This window comes from Streptomyces violascens (genome assembly GCF_014649955.1).
GTDB classification, from domain to species: Bacteria; Actinomycetota; Actinomycetes; order Streptomycetales; family Streptomycetaceae; genus Streptomyces; species Streptomyces violascens.
In genome coordinates this window covers 337,446-352,217 of record NZ_BMUA01000003.1, presented here as the reverse complement: position 1 = coordinate 352,217, position 14,772 = coordinate 337,446, and the positions used below count along the sequence as shown (strand labels likewise).

The window sequence follows — 14,772 nt, the reverse complement described above, 5'->3', positions numbered from 1 at the left end:
ACCCGGAGCCCCGAGCTCTCAGGGTCGACCCCCGCAGACCGTCTTCCCCGAGCGGCCCGCCTCCCGGAGAAGATCTCCCCTCGGCGCGTTCCGTCAATCCTTGAGTGTGGTCACTCGAACGAGGGGTGTTGCGCGAGAGGCGCGAGTTTTCGAATAGAGGTTCGATACTCTGCGGGGAACTGACCACTCGGGGGCTGAAGGGGGTGCCAGGGCACATGGTGCGGCGCATCGATGTGACGGGGACCGGCGGGGTTCGCCTCGCCGCCTGGGAGTTCGCGGAGCAGCCCAAGGCCCGCGCGGAGAGTGAGCGTGCTCCTGGGGTCTTACTGCTCCACGGGCTGATGGGCCGGGCCTCGCACTGGGCCTCCACGGCCCGCTGGCTCGCCGAGAAACACCGGGCGGTCGCCATCGACCAGCGCGGCCACGGCCGCAGCGACAAGCCCGCCGACGGCCCCTTCACCCGCGAGGTCTACGTGGCCGACGCCGAGGCCGCCGTCGAACAGCTGGGCCTCGCCCCCGTCATCCTGATCGGCCACTCCATGGGCGCCCTCACCGCCTGGCAGCTCGCCGCCAAGCGCCCCGACCTGGTCCGCGCCCTGGTCATCTGCGACATGCGGGCCTCGGCGCTCGGCGCGGCCTCGCAGCGCGAGTGGGAGGACTGGTTCAAGTCCTGGCCGGTGCCCTTCGCCACGCTCGCCGACGTACGCAAGTGGTTCGGCGAGGACGATCCCTGGGTCGAGCGGCCCAGCCCCGCCCGGGGCGAGTTCTTCGCCGAGGTCATGGCCGAGCGGGCCGACGGCTGGCGCCCGGTCTTCTCCCGCCGCCAGATGCTGACCTCCCGCGAGACCTGGGTGTACGACGCCCACTGGGAGGAGCTCGCCCAGGTCGACTGCCCGGCGCTCGTGGTGCGGGGGCTGGACGGGGAGCTGGGCCGCGCGGAGGCCCAGGAGATGGTCCGGGTGCTGCCGCGCGGGCAGTACGCCGAGGTTTCCGATGCGGGGCACCTCGTCCACTACGACCAGCCCGAGGGCTGGCGCACCGCGATCGAGCCGTTCCTCGACGGGGTGCTCACCCCGTAACCCCGCTTGGGGAGTTCCCCGCGCCCCTGGCAGGACCGGGGTGTTGTGCCGGACCGAGATCCGGCCTCAGCCCGTGCTGACCGCCGTCAGGATTTCCGGGAGGCGGTTTGCCGTGCGCGGGGCCGCCACCTTCAGGCCCGCCCAGGCGATCAGTGCTCCGTACGCCGCGCCCAGTGGCAGCAGCAGCCACAGGGAGCCGTGGTTGCCGGACACGTGCAGCCAGATCGCGAGGGCGATCATCGGCGCGCACAGGATCGCGCTCACCACCATCCCGCCCAGGATCGACAGGAACGCGATGCCGCCCTGCCCGGGTGCCACGTTCTTGCGGCTGTCCTGCGGGATCGAGTACGCCAGCGTCGCCGACGCCACCGAACCCGTCGCCAGCATCGCCCCGAGCAGGGCGAGCGCCAGCCCGATGACCTCGGGCAGCTTCGTCCAGTCGCCGAGCATCCCGGCCGTCACCGCGGTCACGAGCAGCGTGTACGGAAGCGTCACGAGCAGCAGCGCGAACGCCCGGGCGCGCAGCTCCAGATAGGCGTCCCGGGTCGAGGAGATGCTCAGGAGGACCATCCAGAACGCCGAGGTGTCCTGCCCGAACTGGTTGTACATCTGCATGCCGAGCATGCCCGTCGCGAAGCACGCGAAGTAGACGCTGCCGTGGCCCTGGAGGGCGTTGAGGGCCGGAACGATCAGGCCGATGGCGAGCGAGGTGATCCACGCCGCCTTGGTCTTGGGGTCCCGCCAGGCGTAGCGCAGCGTCCGCAGCATGACGGTGCCGGTGCGGCCCTCAGGGAGAAGCGAGGTGAGGCCCTTGCCGCCGGACTCCTTGCGGGAGGCCTCGGATGCGGCGAGCGTCGAGCCGTCCGGCGTGGTCATCAGCTTCACCAGCGAGCGCTGCCAGGCGTACAGGAGAAGCCCCAACGTCACTGCAGAAATGAGGAGTTGGAGGACGGCTTGGCCGTACGAACCCTCGCCCGCCGAGCCGACCGCGCCGATCGCGGAGGCCGGCGGCAGCCAGCGCACCACGTCGGCGACCGGATCGAGCGCGGAGAGGCCGCCCGACTCGCCGAGCCGCTGCGCGCCGAAGTTCACGAACTGGAAGCCGACCGCGATGACCAGGCCGCTCAGCACCGCGAGGTCGCGGCCCTTGCGCGAGGTGAGGAGCCGGGTGTTGGCGGCGGCGACGGCCCGGGAGAGCGCGATGCACACGAGCAGCGCGAGCGGCACCGCGAGCACGGCGACCACGACGGCGCCCGCCCCGTGTGCCACGGCGATCGCCGAGCCGAGGATCAGGCAGAGCGTGAACAGCGGCCCGATGCCCACCAGGGAGGCCGCGAGCAGCGCGCCGACCAGGGGCTGCGGCCGCAGCGGCAGCATGACGAGCCGGGTCGGGTCCAGGGTTTCGTCGCCGCTGGGGAAGAACAGCGGCATCACGGTCCAGCCGAGGGCCATCAGCGCCACGAGCAGCAGGGTCACGGTGCCGGCGTGCTCGCTGCCGCGCAGCGCGATCAGGCCGAGCAGCTGGAGCGCCGCGAAGAGCAGGGCGAGGACGGCCGAGGTGATGTAGGCGGCCTGGCGGCCGCCGGACTGCCGCAGTCCGTTCTTGATCAGCGACAGCTTCAGGCGTACGAAGACGGGGGCCAGGGCCGAGGCGTTCTGAGAGGACACGGTCATCGGGCACCGCCGCCGAGCCAGTCGAGGGAGTCGCCGGCGCTACGGCCGTTCGCGCCGACGAGTTCGAGGAAGGCGTTCTGCAGCGAGGTCGCGTCGCCGCGGACCTCGGCCAGGGTGCCCTGGGCGCGGATGCGGCCCGCGGCCATCACGGCGACCCAGTCGCACAGCGACTCGACGAGCTCCATGACGTGGCTGGAGAACACGACGGTGGCGCCGGAGGCGGTGTAGCGCTCCAGGACGCCGCGGATGGTCTGGGCGGACACCGGGTCGACGCCCTCGAACGGCTCGTCCAGGAACAGCACTTCGGGGTTGTGCAGCAGGGCGGCCGCGAGCCCGATCTTCTTGCGCATGCCGGTCGAGTAGTCGACGACGAGCTTGTGCTGGGCGCCCGCCAGGTCCAGTACGTCCAGGAGCTGGGCGGCCCGCTTGTCGACCTCGGCGCCGGGCAGTCCGCGCAGCCGGCCCGAGTAGCCGAGAAGCTCGCGCCCCGAGAGCCGCTCGAACAGGCGCAGGCCCTCGGGCAGCACGCCGATGCGGGACTTCACGGCGACCGGGTCGCGCCACACGTCGTGCCCGCCGACCTCGACCCTGCCCTGGTCGGGCCTGAGCAGCCCGGTCACCATGGACAGGGTGGTGGTCTTGCCCGCGCCGTTCGGGCCGACCAGACCGATGAACTTGCCTGCGGGCAGTTCCAGGTCGATCCCCGCGACCGCGATCTGCTCCCCGAAGCGCTTCCACAGCCCCTGGACGCGGACGGCGGGCGGCGCCGTACGCGCTCCGCCCGCCGTGTCCGCCGTTTTCTCGAATGCCTGGTCCGGCATGGTGGTGCCTTTCGTCCCCGTGACGGTGCCTACCTGGACACCATAGGAGCCGAATGCACCGGTAGCGCTAGGGGCGGCGGGCCCTGGCGTCGGCGGCTTCGCGGCCGCAGGCGTAGGCGAGGGGGCTGATCAGTTCCTCGGCGTCCGGCAGCCAGCGGTTGGCGGGGGTGGGGCGGCGCGCCCACTGCACCGCGCCGGAGCCGCCTACGCGGGTCGGCGGCGCGGCCACGTAGTCGCCCTCGCCGCGCGTGATGAGGTCGACCGAGGCGGGTGTCCACCCCAACTTCCGGACCAGGTCGGGGACTTTGGCGCCCGCGCCCGGCAGGACGAAGAACAGCATCCGGCGGTCCGGGGTGCAGGTGACCGGGCCGAGCGTGAGCTGCATCCGCTCCATGCGGGCCAGCGCCAGGAACCCGGCCGACTCCGGTACGTCGATGGCGTCGAAGGTGCGCCCGGTGGGAAGCAGGATCGAGGACCGGGGGCTCTTGGACCACAGGCGGCGGGCGGCGACCGCGCTGCCGGTGGCCTGCGTAGCCCAGTCCGGCCGGGCCGGGTGCGCACCCGGTTTCGGGCACGCCGTGTCACCGCACGAGCAGCGCTCGACGCCCTCGTCGGCCTCCAGGGAGGTGCCGGGGAAGACGTCCCAGTGCCGCTCCTCCGCGTACCGTACGGCGCTGTCCAGGAGCTGTTCGCCGCGCTGCTTGGGGATCTGTGCGGATTCCGTATCCGTGCCCGTGCCTGTGATGGTTTCTTCCACGACGGGCTCAACTCCGGCCGCCACCCAGGGTTACGGGCTCGGCGACCGTGGGATCAGCGGGATCGGTCCTGCAAATGGGGCGCATGGGTGCATGGGTGGGGGCGCGCGTGGGGCTGCGTGTCGGCGACAGGGTAGCCATATGCGGGGGAAGCAGACGGGAATTCTGGCAATGAAGCCATATTCCCGATTCCCCTCGTTTCTCTGCATATTCGCAGGGCAGTGATCACTGTGCTGATCACTGCCGCTCCAGGGGGTTCACATGGCAGCCAGGCCTCTCGTCGCCCGCCAGCCCAACGAACGGCTGCAGGCGCTCATCCAGGAAGCCGGATGTTCCAACGCCGGCCTCGCCCGCCGCGTGAACATGGTCGGCGCGGAGCGGGGTCTCGACCTGCGCTACGACAAGACGTCCGTGGCGCGCTGGCTGCGCGGACAGCAGCCGAGGGGGCGGGCGCCGGGCATCATCGCGGAGGCGCTCGGCCGCAAGCTGGGCCGTACCGTCACGATCGACGAGATCGGCATGGCCAACGGCAAGAACCTCGCGTCGGGGGTGGGGCTCCAGTTCTCGCCCACCGTCCTCGGCGCGATCGAGCAGGTCTGCGAGCTGTGGCGCAGCGACGTGGGGCGCCGCGACTTCCTGTCCGGCTCCACCGTCGCGGCATCGGCGCTCGTCGAGCCGAGCCGGGACTGGCTGATCACCGGGGCGGACGCGCAGGTCGCGCGCAGCGCGGGGCAGCGGGTCGGCGCCGCCGACGTCGAGGCGGTCAAGGCGATGACGGACGCCCTGGTGCAGCTGGACCACCGGTTCGGGGCGGGCCATGTGCGGCCGGTCGTCGTGCACTACCTCAACAGCGTCGTGTCCGGGCTGCTCGCCGGGTCCTACCGGGAGTCCGTGGGGCGGCAGTTGTTCGCGGCGGTGGCCCGGCTCACCGAACTCGCCGGGTACATGGCCGTCGACACCGGCCAGCCGGGCCTGGCCCAGCGCTACTACATCCAGGCGCTGCGCCTGGCCCAGGCCGCCGACGACCGGGGTTACGGCGGATATGTCCTGGCCGCGTCCATGAGTCACCTCGCCGCCCAGCTCGGCAATCCGCGCGAGATCGCCCAACTGGCGCGGGCCGCACAGGAGGGCGCGCGCGGCCGGGTCACGCCGCGCGCCGAGGCCATGTTCCACGCGGCCGAGGCGCGCGGGCACGCGCTGCTCGGCGACGCCCGCACGTGCCAGGTGGTGGCGGGCCGTGCGCTGTCCGCGCTGGAGGCGGCGGATCCCGACTCCGGCGACGACCCGAGCTGGATCGCGCACTTCGACCACGCCTACCTCGCGGACGAACTCGCGCACTGCCACCGGGACTTGGGCCAGCCGGAGGCGGCGGCCCGGCGGGCCGAGGAGTCGTTGGCCGGGCACCCCGAGTCGCGGGCCAGGCGGCGCGCCATCGGGCTCATCCTGCTCGCCACCGCGCAGGTCCAGCAGCGCGAGGTCGAGGAGGCGTGCGCGACGGGCACGCGGGCGGTGGAGCTCCTGTCCACGCTGCGTTCCAACCGGGGCGCGGACTACTTGGAGGACCTCCAGGTGCGCCTGGAACCGTACGGGGACGACCCGGCGGTGCGGGAGTTCGGCGAGCGCCTGGAGGTCCAGGCGGCCTGAGCGGAGGGCTTCTTGAGGCCCGGGCGGGCCCGGGTGGACGGGGTTGAGGGAGGGCTTGGCAAGGGCGTGGGGGGACCCGGTAGCGTGAACCGACGATTCCGTAGGTCCACGTACAGGAGTTCCGGTGACGCAGAGCCGACAGGGTGACGAGCCGCAGCTTCCGGCTGTGCGGCCCGCGCACGAGGGTGTCGTGCTGCCCGCCGACGGAAGCGGCCCCCGAGCCGGGGAGCCGCTGCCGGCGCCTCCTGGAGCCCAGCCCTGGGGGCAGCCCTGGGGTCCGCAGGGCCAGGCCTCCCAGCCGCCTCCCGTCGCGCCCCCGCAGGGACCGGCGACCTTCGGGCAGCCCCTGCCGCCCGAGAACGGCGGCGGGGACGCGGAGGCGACCCAGTACATAGCGCACATGCCGGGCAACCCGGGCAACTCCGGCGGTGAGGCCACGCAGTTCCTCGCGCCGGTGCCGCCCGGGCACGGAGACGCGGAAGCCACGCAGTACATAGCCCCCGTGCCGGGAAACTCCGGCAGTGAGGCGACGCAGTACCTGGCTCCCGTGCCGGGCGGCCCCGGCAGCTCCGGCAGCGAGGCCACGCAGTACATCGCCCCGGTGGGGGGCGGGCCCGGCGCGCTGCCGCCGGAGCACTCCGGTGACGCGGCCCGCTTCCCTGGAGCGCAGGCCCCCGGCGCCGACCCGACGCAGGTCCTTCCGCCGGTGCCGCCGGCCCCGCAGGACGCCCCGTACGGGATACGTCCGGGCGCGCCGGGCGACCGGCAGCCGCCCGCCGAGTTCGACAGCCTCTTCCGGGCCGACGGACCGCCCCAACAGGGCGACGGATCCGCGCAGTTGCCCCGTTTCCAGCCCTCCGTGCCGCTGAACCGGCCCCAGCAGCAGGCCCACCAGCCGTCGCAGGCCCCGGCCCCGCAGTTCCAGCAGCCGCAGTTCGCGGCCCAACCCCCGTACCAGGAGCCCGCCGGGCAGCATTCCGGGTACGAGCCCGAGGCGCCCCGGCGCAAGTCGCGGGTCGGCATCATCGCCGCGGTCGTCGTCGGCTGTGCGGTCATCGGCCTCGGCGCGGGCGCGCTCCTGAGCGGCGGCGGGGACGACAAGAAGGACGACAAGCAGCCCGCGGCCGTCAGCTCGCCCGCCACCGGCGACGGCGGGGGCACCAAGGCCGCCGACGATCCCGCCAAGGCGCAGGCCGAGGCCCTCGACAAGCTGCTCGCCGACAGTGGCAGCAGCCGGGACGCGGTGATCGGCGCGGTCGCTGACATCCGCAAGTGCGACAAGCTCGACCAGGCGTCCGCCTCGCTGCGTTCCGCCGCGCAGCAGCGCGCCGACCTGGTGACGCGGCTCGGCCAGCTCTCCGTCGACAAGCTGCCCGACCACGACAAGCTCTCGGCCGCGCTCACCAAGGCCTGGCAGTCCTCCGCGTCCGCGGACAACCACTACGCGGCGTGGTCCGACGCTGTGGCGGGGGACAAGGGCAAGGGGTGCAAGGACGGGCACGCGAAGCGGACGAAGGACGCCGGGCAGGGGGACAAGGCGTCCGGGGAGGCGACCAAGTCCAAGCAGGAGGCCGCGGGGCTGTGGAACGCCATTGCCACCAAGTGGAATCTGACCAAGCGAGGGGCTACCCAGCTTTAGGCGCTGGGAGGACCGGGCGCTTCTGTTCAGCCGTTGGCCGCCGAGTTCTCCAGGGTTGAACTCACGTCTGTGAAGCCCCCCTTCAGTGACACCAGGCGCCCGTCCTTCACCACCTGGAACGTCACCTGGCGGTTCACGATTCTCGGGAAGTCCGGGGCCGCCAGCATGTCTTCGAAGCGCCAGCGCAGGTCGGGGGTGAGGCCGCCGGTGTTCACGCTGACGCCCTTGTTGAGCGCGCGCACCACGTCCACCGCGCGCACCGAGTCCTGGCCGAGGGACTCGACGATCTTCTTCAGGACCGTGTACGCGATCCACGTGGTCTGCACCCCCGCGTCCGCCGCGTCGATCGCGTCGTCCCCGAAGGCCTGTTCGCGGATGACCTTCTTCATCGGGGCCCAGCGCGGATCGTCGGCCTCCGGGTACCAGCCGGTGACGTACGCGCCCTCGAAGGGGCCGTCCTTGCCGCCGGTGCGGTCGAGGAGCGGCTGGCCGATCGAGCCGATGACCGAGGCGACGCGCACCTTCTGGTCGTCGCTCTCCACCCGCCGGAAGGAGTCGAAGAACGTCTCCGTGCGGTCGCCGAGCACGGCCGTGACGCAGCCCTTCTTCGCCTTCTGCTCGGCCGCCTTCCTGCCGATCCGGTTCACAAGCGCCGGGTCCGCGCCGGCCTGTGCGAGCGCGCGCTGGGCCTCGGAGGTGTAGTCGCCGGCGTCCTCGGTCGTACGGATGTCGGTGGCGGCCTTGCGGTGCCCGGAGAGGAGCCCCGCACTGAGCAGGGCCGGCAGGACGTCGCCGGAGACGGTGTCGGGGCGCACCAGGGAGACCTGTTCGCAGTCCGGGGCCAGCTGGCGGCCGCTGCCCGCGATGAGGGCGGCCTGGCCGCCGTTGACGGGGTAGGAGAGCGCGCTGGTGAATTCCTGGTCGGATATGCCGTATCCGCCGAGGTAGGGGATGCCGGCCACTTCCAGCGGGGGCATGAAGGCGCTGCCGTACTGGCTGTAGGAGCCGACGACGGCGACCGCCTTCTCCTTCACCGCGCGGCGTGCGCAGTCCGAGGCGCCGGCCGCGGTGTTGTGCTCGTTGCAGGTGATGACGTTCAGCTCGTGGCCGTCGATGCCGCCGCCCGCGTTGACCCAGCGGGCGAACGCCTTGGCCATGGCGGGCATGCCGGGGGTGTTGGTGGCGGAGGTGCCGTCGGGTGCCCAGGTCATCACGGTGATGGGCTCCCTGGAGCCCCCCGCGACTCCAGGGAGTACACCGCAGCCGGTCAACAGGGAGGCGCCGACCGCCGAACACGCGGCGAACACGGTGGCTGTCGTGCTGATCGAACTGATCGAGCGACGAGGCCTGGTCGAGCCCCGGGGACGCTGCCATCCGTAACCGGTCATGTGCCCACACACTTCCGCCCCACGGGTAACGGCAAAGTGAGCATGCTTCAACGCTGGGTGACGCGGAGGTGAATTGCGGGGGGTGATCGGGCCGCGCTTGTGGGGAACGTACGATCGAAAACGTGCAGCAAGGTTCAGCAAGCCCTTCCCGTCGCGGCCGTCGCTCCTCCACCATGGGCGGCATGCCGTTGAATGACATGCCGTGGTGGCGCTGGCGTACGAACGTACGGTCCGCGCTGCACATGCTCTCCGACCCCGTCTTCCACGAGGAGACCTGGCTGGCCGGGCGCGAGGGGTTCGGGGACGTCACCGACGCCGTGTACCGCCTGGTCGAGGACACCTGGCTGGACAACTGGTCCGCCGAGAAGTACGTCGGCACGATCTTCCGGGACTCGGGCGAGGCGGCCCTCGTCGACGTCGCCGTCCTGCGGGTGCTGCGCATCATGCACCAGGTCGGCGCCGACGCACCCGTCTCCGCCTACCTCGCCCACCACGCCTGGCCCGAGGCCGTGCGGGCGGCGCGTGAGGCGCATGTGCGGCTCGCGCAGAGTGACGGTGAGGACCCCGACGCGCCGCCGCGCTCCCTCGAAGTCCTGAGGATCCTGACCCGCTCGGCCTGAGGTCCGGATCCTGGGCTGCGCACGGCGGGGGTGTCCGGTTGTGGCATCCTGCCTGGATGACTGACCAGTACGTCCTCACGCTCTCCTGTCCGGACAAACAGGGCATCGTGCATGCCGTGTCGAGCTATCTGTTCATCACCGGCTGCAACATCGAGGACAGTCAGCAGTTCGGAGACCGCGACACGGGTCTCTTCTTCATGCGGGTCCACTTCTCGGCCGAGGCCCCGGTGACCGTCGACAAGCTGCGCGCCAGCTTCGCGGCCGTCGGCGACTCCTTCCAGATGGACTGGCAGATCCACCGCCCCGAGGAGCGGATGCGGATCATCCTCATGGTGTCGAAGTTCGGGCACTGCCTGAACGACCTGCTGTTCCGCTCCCGGTCCGGCGCGCTGCCGGTGGAGATCGCGGCGGTCGTCTCCAACCACACCGACTTCGCGGAGCTCGTCGCCTCCTACGACGTGCCCTTCCACCACATCCCGGTCACCAAGGACACCAAGGCGGCGGCCGAGGCGCGCCTTGTGGAGCTGGTGCGCGAGGAGCGGGTCGAGCTGGTCGTGCTCGCGCGGTACATGCAGGTGCTCTCGGACGACCTGTGCAAGCAGCTCAGCGGGCGGATCATCAACATCCACCACTCGTTCCTGCCGAGCTTCAAGGGCGCCAAGCCCTACCACCAGGCGCACGCGCGCGGCGTGAAGCTGATCGGCGCGACCGCCCACTACGTGACGGCCGACCTCGACGAGGGGCCGATCATCGAGCAGGAGGTGGAGCGCGTCGGGCACGAGGTCACTCCGGCCCAGCTCGTCGCGATCGGCCGGGACGTCGAGTGCCAGGCGCTGGCGCGGGCGGTCAAGTGGCACGCCGAGCACCGCATCCTGCTGAACGGGCGGCGTACGGTCGTCTTCACGTAACCCCGCGCCCGGGTGGCCCCGCAGGGTTACAGCCGGCTCAGTGACGCCGCCGCGAACAGCACGTCCCTGATGGCCTCGCGGTCGCCCAGCTGGCCCACCGCCGCGTCCTGCGGCGGCACGTGGCCGGCGGCCAGTCTGCAGAACTCCACGCCGTCCAGGGCCACATGGGCCACCTCGTGCTCCGGCGAGGCGACGGCCGCCGGGGAGTCCAGCGGGATGTGCCAGTCGCCGCCGCCCACGCCCTCGATCTCCAGGCGCAGCGAACGCCCCGGCGAGCCCGCCGTGACCAGGCCGCGCGCGGGCGCCGCGAGGCCCGCCCGGCGGCGGCCGGCCAGCGTGGTGGGCAGCACGCGGGCCGCCAGGTCGATCATGCGGTGCAGATGCGCCCCGGACGGCGGTTCGTACGGATAGTCCACCGCGTCCGCGATGTCACCGGCGTGGATCCAGCACTCGAAGGCCCGGTCGAGCATCGCGTCCTGCAACGGGAGCGCGAACTCCCCGTAGGGGACGGCCAGTTCGGCCACTCCGCGGCCCGCGAACGACACCGTGCGGATCAGCGTGTGGGACTGCTCGCGCCAGGGCTCGCGAACCGTGCGCGTCAGCGGGTACTGCCCGGCCCGCCACAGCGCCTCGGTGCGCGCGGTCGGCCCGGCGGACGCGGCCTCGGGGTCCATCGGCACCGGCTCGTCGAGACCGAGCGCGGTCGCCACCAGCGCATCGACGGCCATCAGGTGCCCGATGACGCCGGCGACCGTCGTCCGGCGGGTGACCCGCCGCTCCTGCTCGAACCACTTCAGCCGCACCGGAGCGTGCCACTCGGCATCCCCGAAGTCGTTGAGCAGTGCGTCGAGCCGGGCGGTCTCCGCGTCGTACGGGGCCGCCCATACGGGCACCGGGATGCGGGCCGGGCGCCGGCCCAGGCAGTTCTCCAGAACGCGGGAGCGCAGCATCGGGTCCAGGTCGAGGCTGCGCTCGGTGTGCAGCAGCCCCACCGCGTCCCGCAGCCGCAGCGCCTCGTCGGCGCAGGGCGCGCACTCGGTGAGGTGCGCCTCGACGGCGTCGGTCTCCTCGGCGGAGCACGCGGCAAGGGCCCACGCACCGAGCAGCGACTTCAGGACGGTGTGCGAGGGCGGGTCGGCGTGGGCTTCGGGCGGGGCGGGTTCGTGCACCGTGGCTTCCGGCTCGGGGGCGGCTTGGGGCTCGGGATCCGGCTCCGGTACGGAGTGCGGCTCCGGGTCCATCGAAGCGTGCGGCTCCGGTTCTGGCGCGGTGAAACGGTTACCCTCGCGCGGCCCGGGCACGAACGTGCCGGATCCGCCACGCCCGCCGCCGGCCAGGTCGTCGCCCGCCGCCCGCGGTGACGGTATGCGCGGCGTGTTCTCGTCGTCGGGCGTGGGCTCGCCCTGCTCCATCGGGCCCGTCACAGCGCCCGTCCGTATCCGGGCGGCGCGGCTCCTTCCGGCGGCCGGGTGTTGGCCGAGGAGAGCAGTTGCAGGCCGAGCCGCAGGCGCCGGCGCGCCTAGTCCTCGGTGATGCTGAGGTCGGCGGCGGCCTGCCGGTAGTCGCGGCGCTGGAAGTAGGCGAGCTCCAGGGCGGCACGCAGCGGGGCGGGCATCGAGGTGACGATGTAGTCGGCGCGGGCCGCGGCCGAGGCCCGCCGCACCTTCTGCTCCAGCTCCTCGGTGGAGCACCCGCCGTTCTCCGCGTACGTGGACGCCTCGGACTGGCGCAGGCGCTGCACGGCCTGGCGCTGGGTGAGCTTGGCGACCCAGGAGCGCATCGAGCCCAGCTTGGGGTCGTAGGCGTCCGGGTTCTCCCACACGTAGCCGAAGACCTCGCGGGTGATCTGGTCCGCCGCGTCGTCGTCGCTGAGCACGCGGTGGGCGAGGCTGTGCACCAGGGAAGCGAAGCGGTCGTACAGCTCGCCGAGCGCCGCCGCCTCGCCGCGCGCGAGGCGCTGCTGCATCCGGCGGTCCCACCGAGGTGGTGCGTCCTTCGGCATAGGTTCCCCAACCCTGTCGTTCCCCGCGTGTGCCCCTGTGCGCCCGTCCCTGTGTACCTACGAATGTAATGCGACGGGCTGACAATGCACGGAGGTTTGCACCAAGTACCCCCTCGCAAGGGCATCCGGTGGTAATGGCGTGTTTCACGGGAGCAGGCCGGGGCAGCCGCGCAAGGAGGGGGCACAGCACAGAGAGGGGCCGGCAACGTGGCGCTGAGAGTGGACGAGTCCGAGCAGGGCACGTGGACGGTGCTGCGGGTCAGCGGTGAGCTGGATCTGGTCACCTCGCCGAGACTGCGCAGGCAGGTGCACGAGGCGGTCGCCGAGGGCCGCCGCGATCTGGTCCTGGACCTGTCCGGGGTGCAGTTCTGCGATTCGAGCGGCGTGGGCGTGCTGATAGCGGCCCGCCGGCTGATGCGCTCCTGCCAGGGCCGGCTGCGCCTGATCCTGCCCGCGCGCGGCGCCCTGGACGGCAGCCATGTGAACAAGGTGCTCGCCGCGCTCGGGGTGCGCCGCCTCTTCGAGGTGTACGGCGATGTGGGGTCGGCCGCCGACGACTTGGCCGAGCCGCTCTCCGCGTAAAGCCGATCCACTCTCCGCGTGAAGAAGTCACCACCGCGAAGAGGTGCACGCGGCAGAGAGGGTCTGGCCGTAAAGAAGTCTCCGCGAAGACACCCCCTGCGGTACTCCTCCGCGTAACCCCCTCGCCCGGGCGCCGTGCGTCGTACGCTCCGGACATGGACAGTATGAACAGTCCCGAGAGTGCGGAGTACGAGCGCAGGGTGGCCGCCCGTTTCGCCTCCTTCGACCAGGACGGCAACGGCTGGATCGACCGCGAGGACTTCTCGACGGCGGCGGCGGCGCTGCTCTCCGAGTTCGACACGACCGCCCGCTGCGACAAGGGGCAGGCGCTCTACGCAGGTGCCGAGGCGCTGTGGCAGGGCCTGGCCGGGATCGCGGACGTGGACGGCGACCAGCGGGTGACCCGGCAGGAGTTCGTGGGCGGCGCGCTCAAACGGCTGCGGGACCGCACGACCGGGTTCACCGAGATCGCCCGGCCCTTCCTGCACGCCGCGTTCGCGGTGGCCGACACGGCCGGCGTCGGCACGGTGTCCGTGCCCGACGCCGAGCGCGCGCTGCGGGCCCTCGGTGTCTCGCCCGGGGTCGCGGCGGACGTGGCCGTGACCCTGGACGAGGACGCCGACGGCCGCATCACCGAACCGGACGCGGTGACCGCCTTCACGGCCTACTTCACGACGATGCCGTGACGCGGCGGGCGTGAACGGCTCAGTGCCAGTTCCAGTCGATCAGCGTGCGCAGGGTGTCCGAGTGGAAGTCGGGGAAGTCCATCGGGACGACGCCCAGGTGGGTCTGCTGGCTCAGGCGCGCGGCGAGATAGCTCTGTACACCGGGCATGATCGCGTCCGCGTTTACCTTGGGCCAGCCACCGCCCGCGTAGCTCGTGAAGTTGATGTAGAGCTGGGCCGAGTTCTGATCGTTGTAGGCGTTGTCGAACTGCTGGGTCACCTTGGCCGTCTTCTTCGACGGCCAGGACAGGCCCTGGTAGATGTCCTGGAGCTTGATGTACTGGTTGGACAGGAAGTCGTTGTCGCCGCCGGGCCATTGGAGAACCGGCCAGTCGTTGTCGAACTGGGCGAGCAGCACGATCTTCCCGCGCGCCTCGCCGAGCGTCGGCACCCGGTCGGTGATCAGGAACCGGGAGCGCCAGCCCTTCTGGTCGAGGTAGACGTTGAGGACGTTCTTGAAGTTGGCGCCGACGTCGTTGCTGGTCCCGTTCTCCTTCTTGAGCCGCATCAGGAGGACTTCGCCGGGGTGGCTGTCGAGGAAGGCCGCGCTCTGGGTGAGCACGTCGCCGAACGTCATGCCCTGGTAGAAGGCGCCGTGGTAGATCCCGAACGCGTCGCCCAGATGGCCTTCGAGTCCGTTGGCCCGGATGTCGAAGAACCGGATGCCCTGCTGCAACTGCTGGGTCAGGCCCCAGTTCTGGGTGTGCGACCACTCGGTGCCGTTGCCCGGGTCGGTGCAGCAGGAGTCGTGGGTCCCCGGGATCGTCATGCGCAGCAGGGACCGGCTGTCGGGCAGCGCCGCCATCCAGTTGGCGGGGTCCGCGCTCGTACGCGGCCGCACGGCGGCGTGGGCGGCGGCCGGGACGAGCGTGGTCGCGGAGACGGCGGCGGCGCCGAGTATGAGGTGTCTGCGGGTGAGTTCCATGCGGTCCGTC

13 protein-coding genes and 1 pseudogene are annotated in these 14,772 nt (G+C 71.9%); 7 read left to right on the top strand and 7 right to left on the bottom strand.

Annotated elements, in window-relative coordinates; all coding sequences use genetic code 11:
• Nucleotides 1–215: 215 nt before the first annotated feature.
• Nucleotides 216–1,079: an alpha/beta fold hydrolase gene (locus IE206_RS09940; RefSeq protein ID WP_189961685.1), complete on the top strand. Its 864-nt coding sequence runs from the start codon at nt 216–218 to the stop codon at nt 1,077–1,079.
• A gap of 66 nt (nt 1,080–1,145) precedes the next feature.
• Here the strand turns inward: IE206_RS09940 and IE206_RS09935 are convergent, their stop codons facing one another.
• The 3 genes from IE206_RS09935 to IE206_RS09925 all read right to left on the bottom strand — a co-directional run bounded on the left by IE206_RS09935 (nt 1,146) and on the right by IE206_RS09925 (nt 4,331).
• Nucleotides 1,146–2,753, bottom strand: coding sequence for a transporter (locus tag IE206_RS09935; protein WP_189961684.1), 1,608 nt, complete (start codon nt 2,751–2,753; stop codon nt 1,146–1,148).
• Nucleotides 2,750–3,574: an ABC transporter ATP-binding protein gene (locus tag IE206_RS09930; RefSeq protein WP_189961683.1), complete on the bottom strand. Its 825-nt coding sequence runs from the start codon at nt 3,572–3,574 to the stop codon at nt 2,750–2,752. Before IE206_RS09930 ends, IE206_RS09935 begins: the two co-directional genes overlap by 4 nt.
• A gap of 67 nt (nt 3,575–3,641) precedes the next feature.
• Nucleotides 3,642–4,331: a bifunctional DNA primase/polymerase gene (locus IE206_RS09925; protein WP_189961682.1), complete on the bottom strand. Its 690-nt coding sequence runs from the start codon at nt 4,329–4,331 to the stop codon at nt 3,642–3,644.
• A gap of 259 nt (nt 4,332–4,590) precedes the next feature.
• Between IE206_RS09925 and IE206_RS09920 the strand changes: the two genes are divergently transcribed.
• Nucleotides 4,591–5,973 carry an NsdA family TPR-like regulatory protein gene (locus IE206_RS09920; protein WP_189961681.1) on the top strand — a complete coding sequence of 461 codons (1,383 nt, stop codon included), beginning with the start codon at nt 4,591–4,593 and terminating at the stop codon, nt 5,971–5,973.
• A 124-nt stretch (nt 5,974–6,097) separates the two neighbouring features.
• A complete protein-coding gene (locus tag IE206_RS09915) occupies nt 6,098–7,612 on the top strand; it encodes a hypothetical protein (protein WP_189961680.1) in 1,515 nt (504 codons plus the stop codon).
• A 26-nt stretch (nt 7,613–7,638) separates the two neighbouring features.
• On the opposite strand, the gene IE206_RS09910 is transcribed toward IE206_RS09915, so the two are convergent.
• Entirely contained in the window at nt 7,639–9,000 is a 1,362-nt protein-coding gene (locus IE206_RS09910) for an ABC transporter substrate-binding protein (protein WP_189961679.1), read from the bottom strand.
• 173 nt (nt 9,001–9,173) lie between these two features.
• Here IE206_RS09910 and IE206_RS09905 point away from each other — a divergent pair, with 173 nt between their 5' ends.
• Both IE206_RS09905 and purU read left to right on the top strand, forming a co-directional pair.
• On the top strand, nt 9,174–9,620 hold the full coding sequence (locus IE206_RS09905) for an SCO4402 family protein (RefSeq protein ID WP_189961894.1): 447 nt from the start codon (nt 9,174–9,176) through the stop codon (nt 9,618–9,620).
• Nucleotides 9,621–9,676: 56 nt separating this feature from the next.
• Nucleotides 9,677–10,528 (top strand): formyltetrahydrofolate deformylase, encoded by an 852-nt coding sequence (gene purU / locus IE206_RS09900; protein WP_189961678.1) that lies wholly within the window; start codon nt 9,677–9,679, stop codon nt 10,526–10,528.
• Nucleotides 10,529–10,554: 26 nt separating this feature from the next.
• Here purU and IE206_RS09895 read toward each other — a convergent pair whose 3' ends face one another.
• Both IE206_RS09895 and IE206_RS09890 read right to left on the bottom strand, forming a co-directional pair.
• Nucleotides 10,555–11,940, bottom strand: a complete 1,386-nt coding sequence (locus tag IE206_RS09895; RefSeq protein ID WP_226598902.1) for a zf-HC2 domain-containing protein — start codon at nt 11,938–11,940, stop codon at nt 10,555–10,557.
• An 8-nt stretch (nt 11,941–11,948) separates the two neighbouring features.
• Nucleotides 11,949–12,530: pseudogene (locus IE206_RS09890) on the bottom strand (sigma-70 family RNA polymerase sigma factor).
• 207 nt (nt 12,531–12,737) lie between these two features.
• On the opposite strand from IE206_RS09890, the gene IE206_RS09885 reads away from it, so the two are divergent.
• Entirely contained in the window at nt 12,738–13,112 is a 375-nt protein-coding gene (locus tag IE206_RS09885) for an STAS domain-containing protein (RefSeq protein ID WP_189961677.1), read from the top strand.
• 155 nt (nt 13,113–13,267) lie between these two features.
• On the top strand, nt 13,268–13,798 hold the full coding sequence (locus IE206_RS09880; protein WP_308433915.1) for an EF-hand domain-containing protein: 531 nt from the start codon (nt 13,268–13,270) through the stop codon (nt 13,796–13,798).
• Nucleotides 13,799–13,817: 19 nt separating this feature from the next.
• Here the strand turns inward: IE206_RS09880 and IE206_RS09875 are convergent, their stop codons facing one another.
• Nucleotides 13,818–14,762 carry a phosphatidylinositol-specific phospholipase C gene (locus IE206_RS09875; RefSeq protein ID WP_189961676.1) on the bottom strand — a complete coding sequence of 315 codons (945 nt, stop codon included), beginning with the start codon at nt 14,760–14,762 and terminating at the stop codon, nt 13,818–13,820.
• Nucleotides 14,763–14,772 lie beyond the last annotated feature (10 nt).

What these genes read in the sequence shown, in the direction of transcription:
- purU (WP_189961678.1), top strand. Translation starts at nt 9,677, where the DNA reads ATGACTGACCAGTACGTCCTCACGCTCTCCTGTCCGGACAAACAGGGC.
- IE206_RS09910 (WP_189961679.1), bottom strand. Translation starts at nt 9,000, where the DNA reads ATGACCGGTTACGGATGGCAGCGTCCCCGGGGCTCGACCAGGCCTCGT.
- IE206_RS09895 (WP_226598902.1), bottom strand. Translation starts at nt 11,940, where the DNA reads ATGGAGCAGGGCGAGCCCACGCCCGACGACGAGAACACGCCGCGCATA.
- IE206_RS09905 (WP_189961894.1), top strand. Translation starts at nt 9,174, where the DNA reads ATGGGCGGCATGCCGTTGAATGACATGCCGTGGTGGCGCTGGCGTACG.
- IE206_RS09930 (WP_189961683.1), bottom strand. Translation starts at nt 3,574, where the DNA reads ATGCCGGACCAGGCATTCGAGAAAACGGCGGACACGGCGGGCGGAGCG.
- IE206_RS09935 (WP_189961684.1), bottom strand. Translation starts at nt 2,753, where the DNA reads ATGACCGTGTCCTCTCAGAACGCCTCGGCCCTGGCCCCCGTCTTCGTA.
- IE206_RS09920 (WP_189961681.1), top strand. Translation starts at nt 4,591, where the DNA reads ATGGCAGCCAGGCCTCTCGTCGCCCGCCAGCCCAACGAACGGCTGCAG.
- IE206_RS09940 (WP_189961685.1), top strand. Translation starts at nt 216, where the DNA reads ATGGTGCGGCGCATCGATGTGACGGGGACCGGCGGGGTTCGCCTCGCC.
- IE206_RS09875 (WP_189961676.1), bottom strand. Translation starts at nt 14,762, where the DNA reads ATGGAACTCACCCGCAGACACCTCATACTCGGCGCCGCCGCCGTCTCC.
- IE206_RS09880 (WP_308433915.1), top strand. Translation starts at nt 13,268, where the DNA reads ATGGACAGTATGAACAGTCCCGAGAGTGCGGAGTACGAGCGCAGGGTG.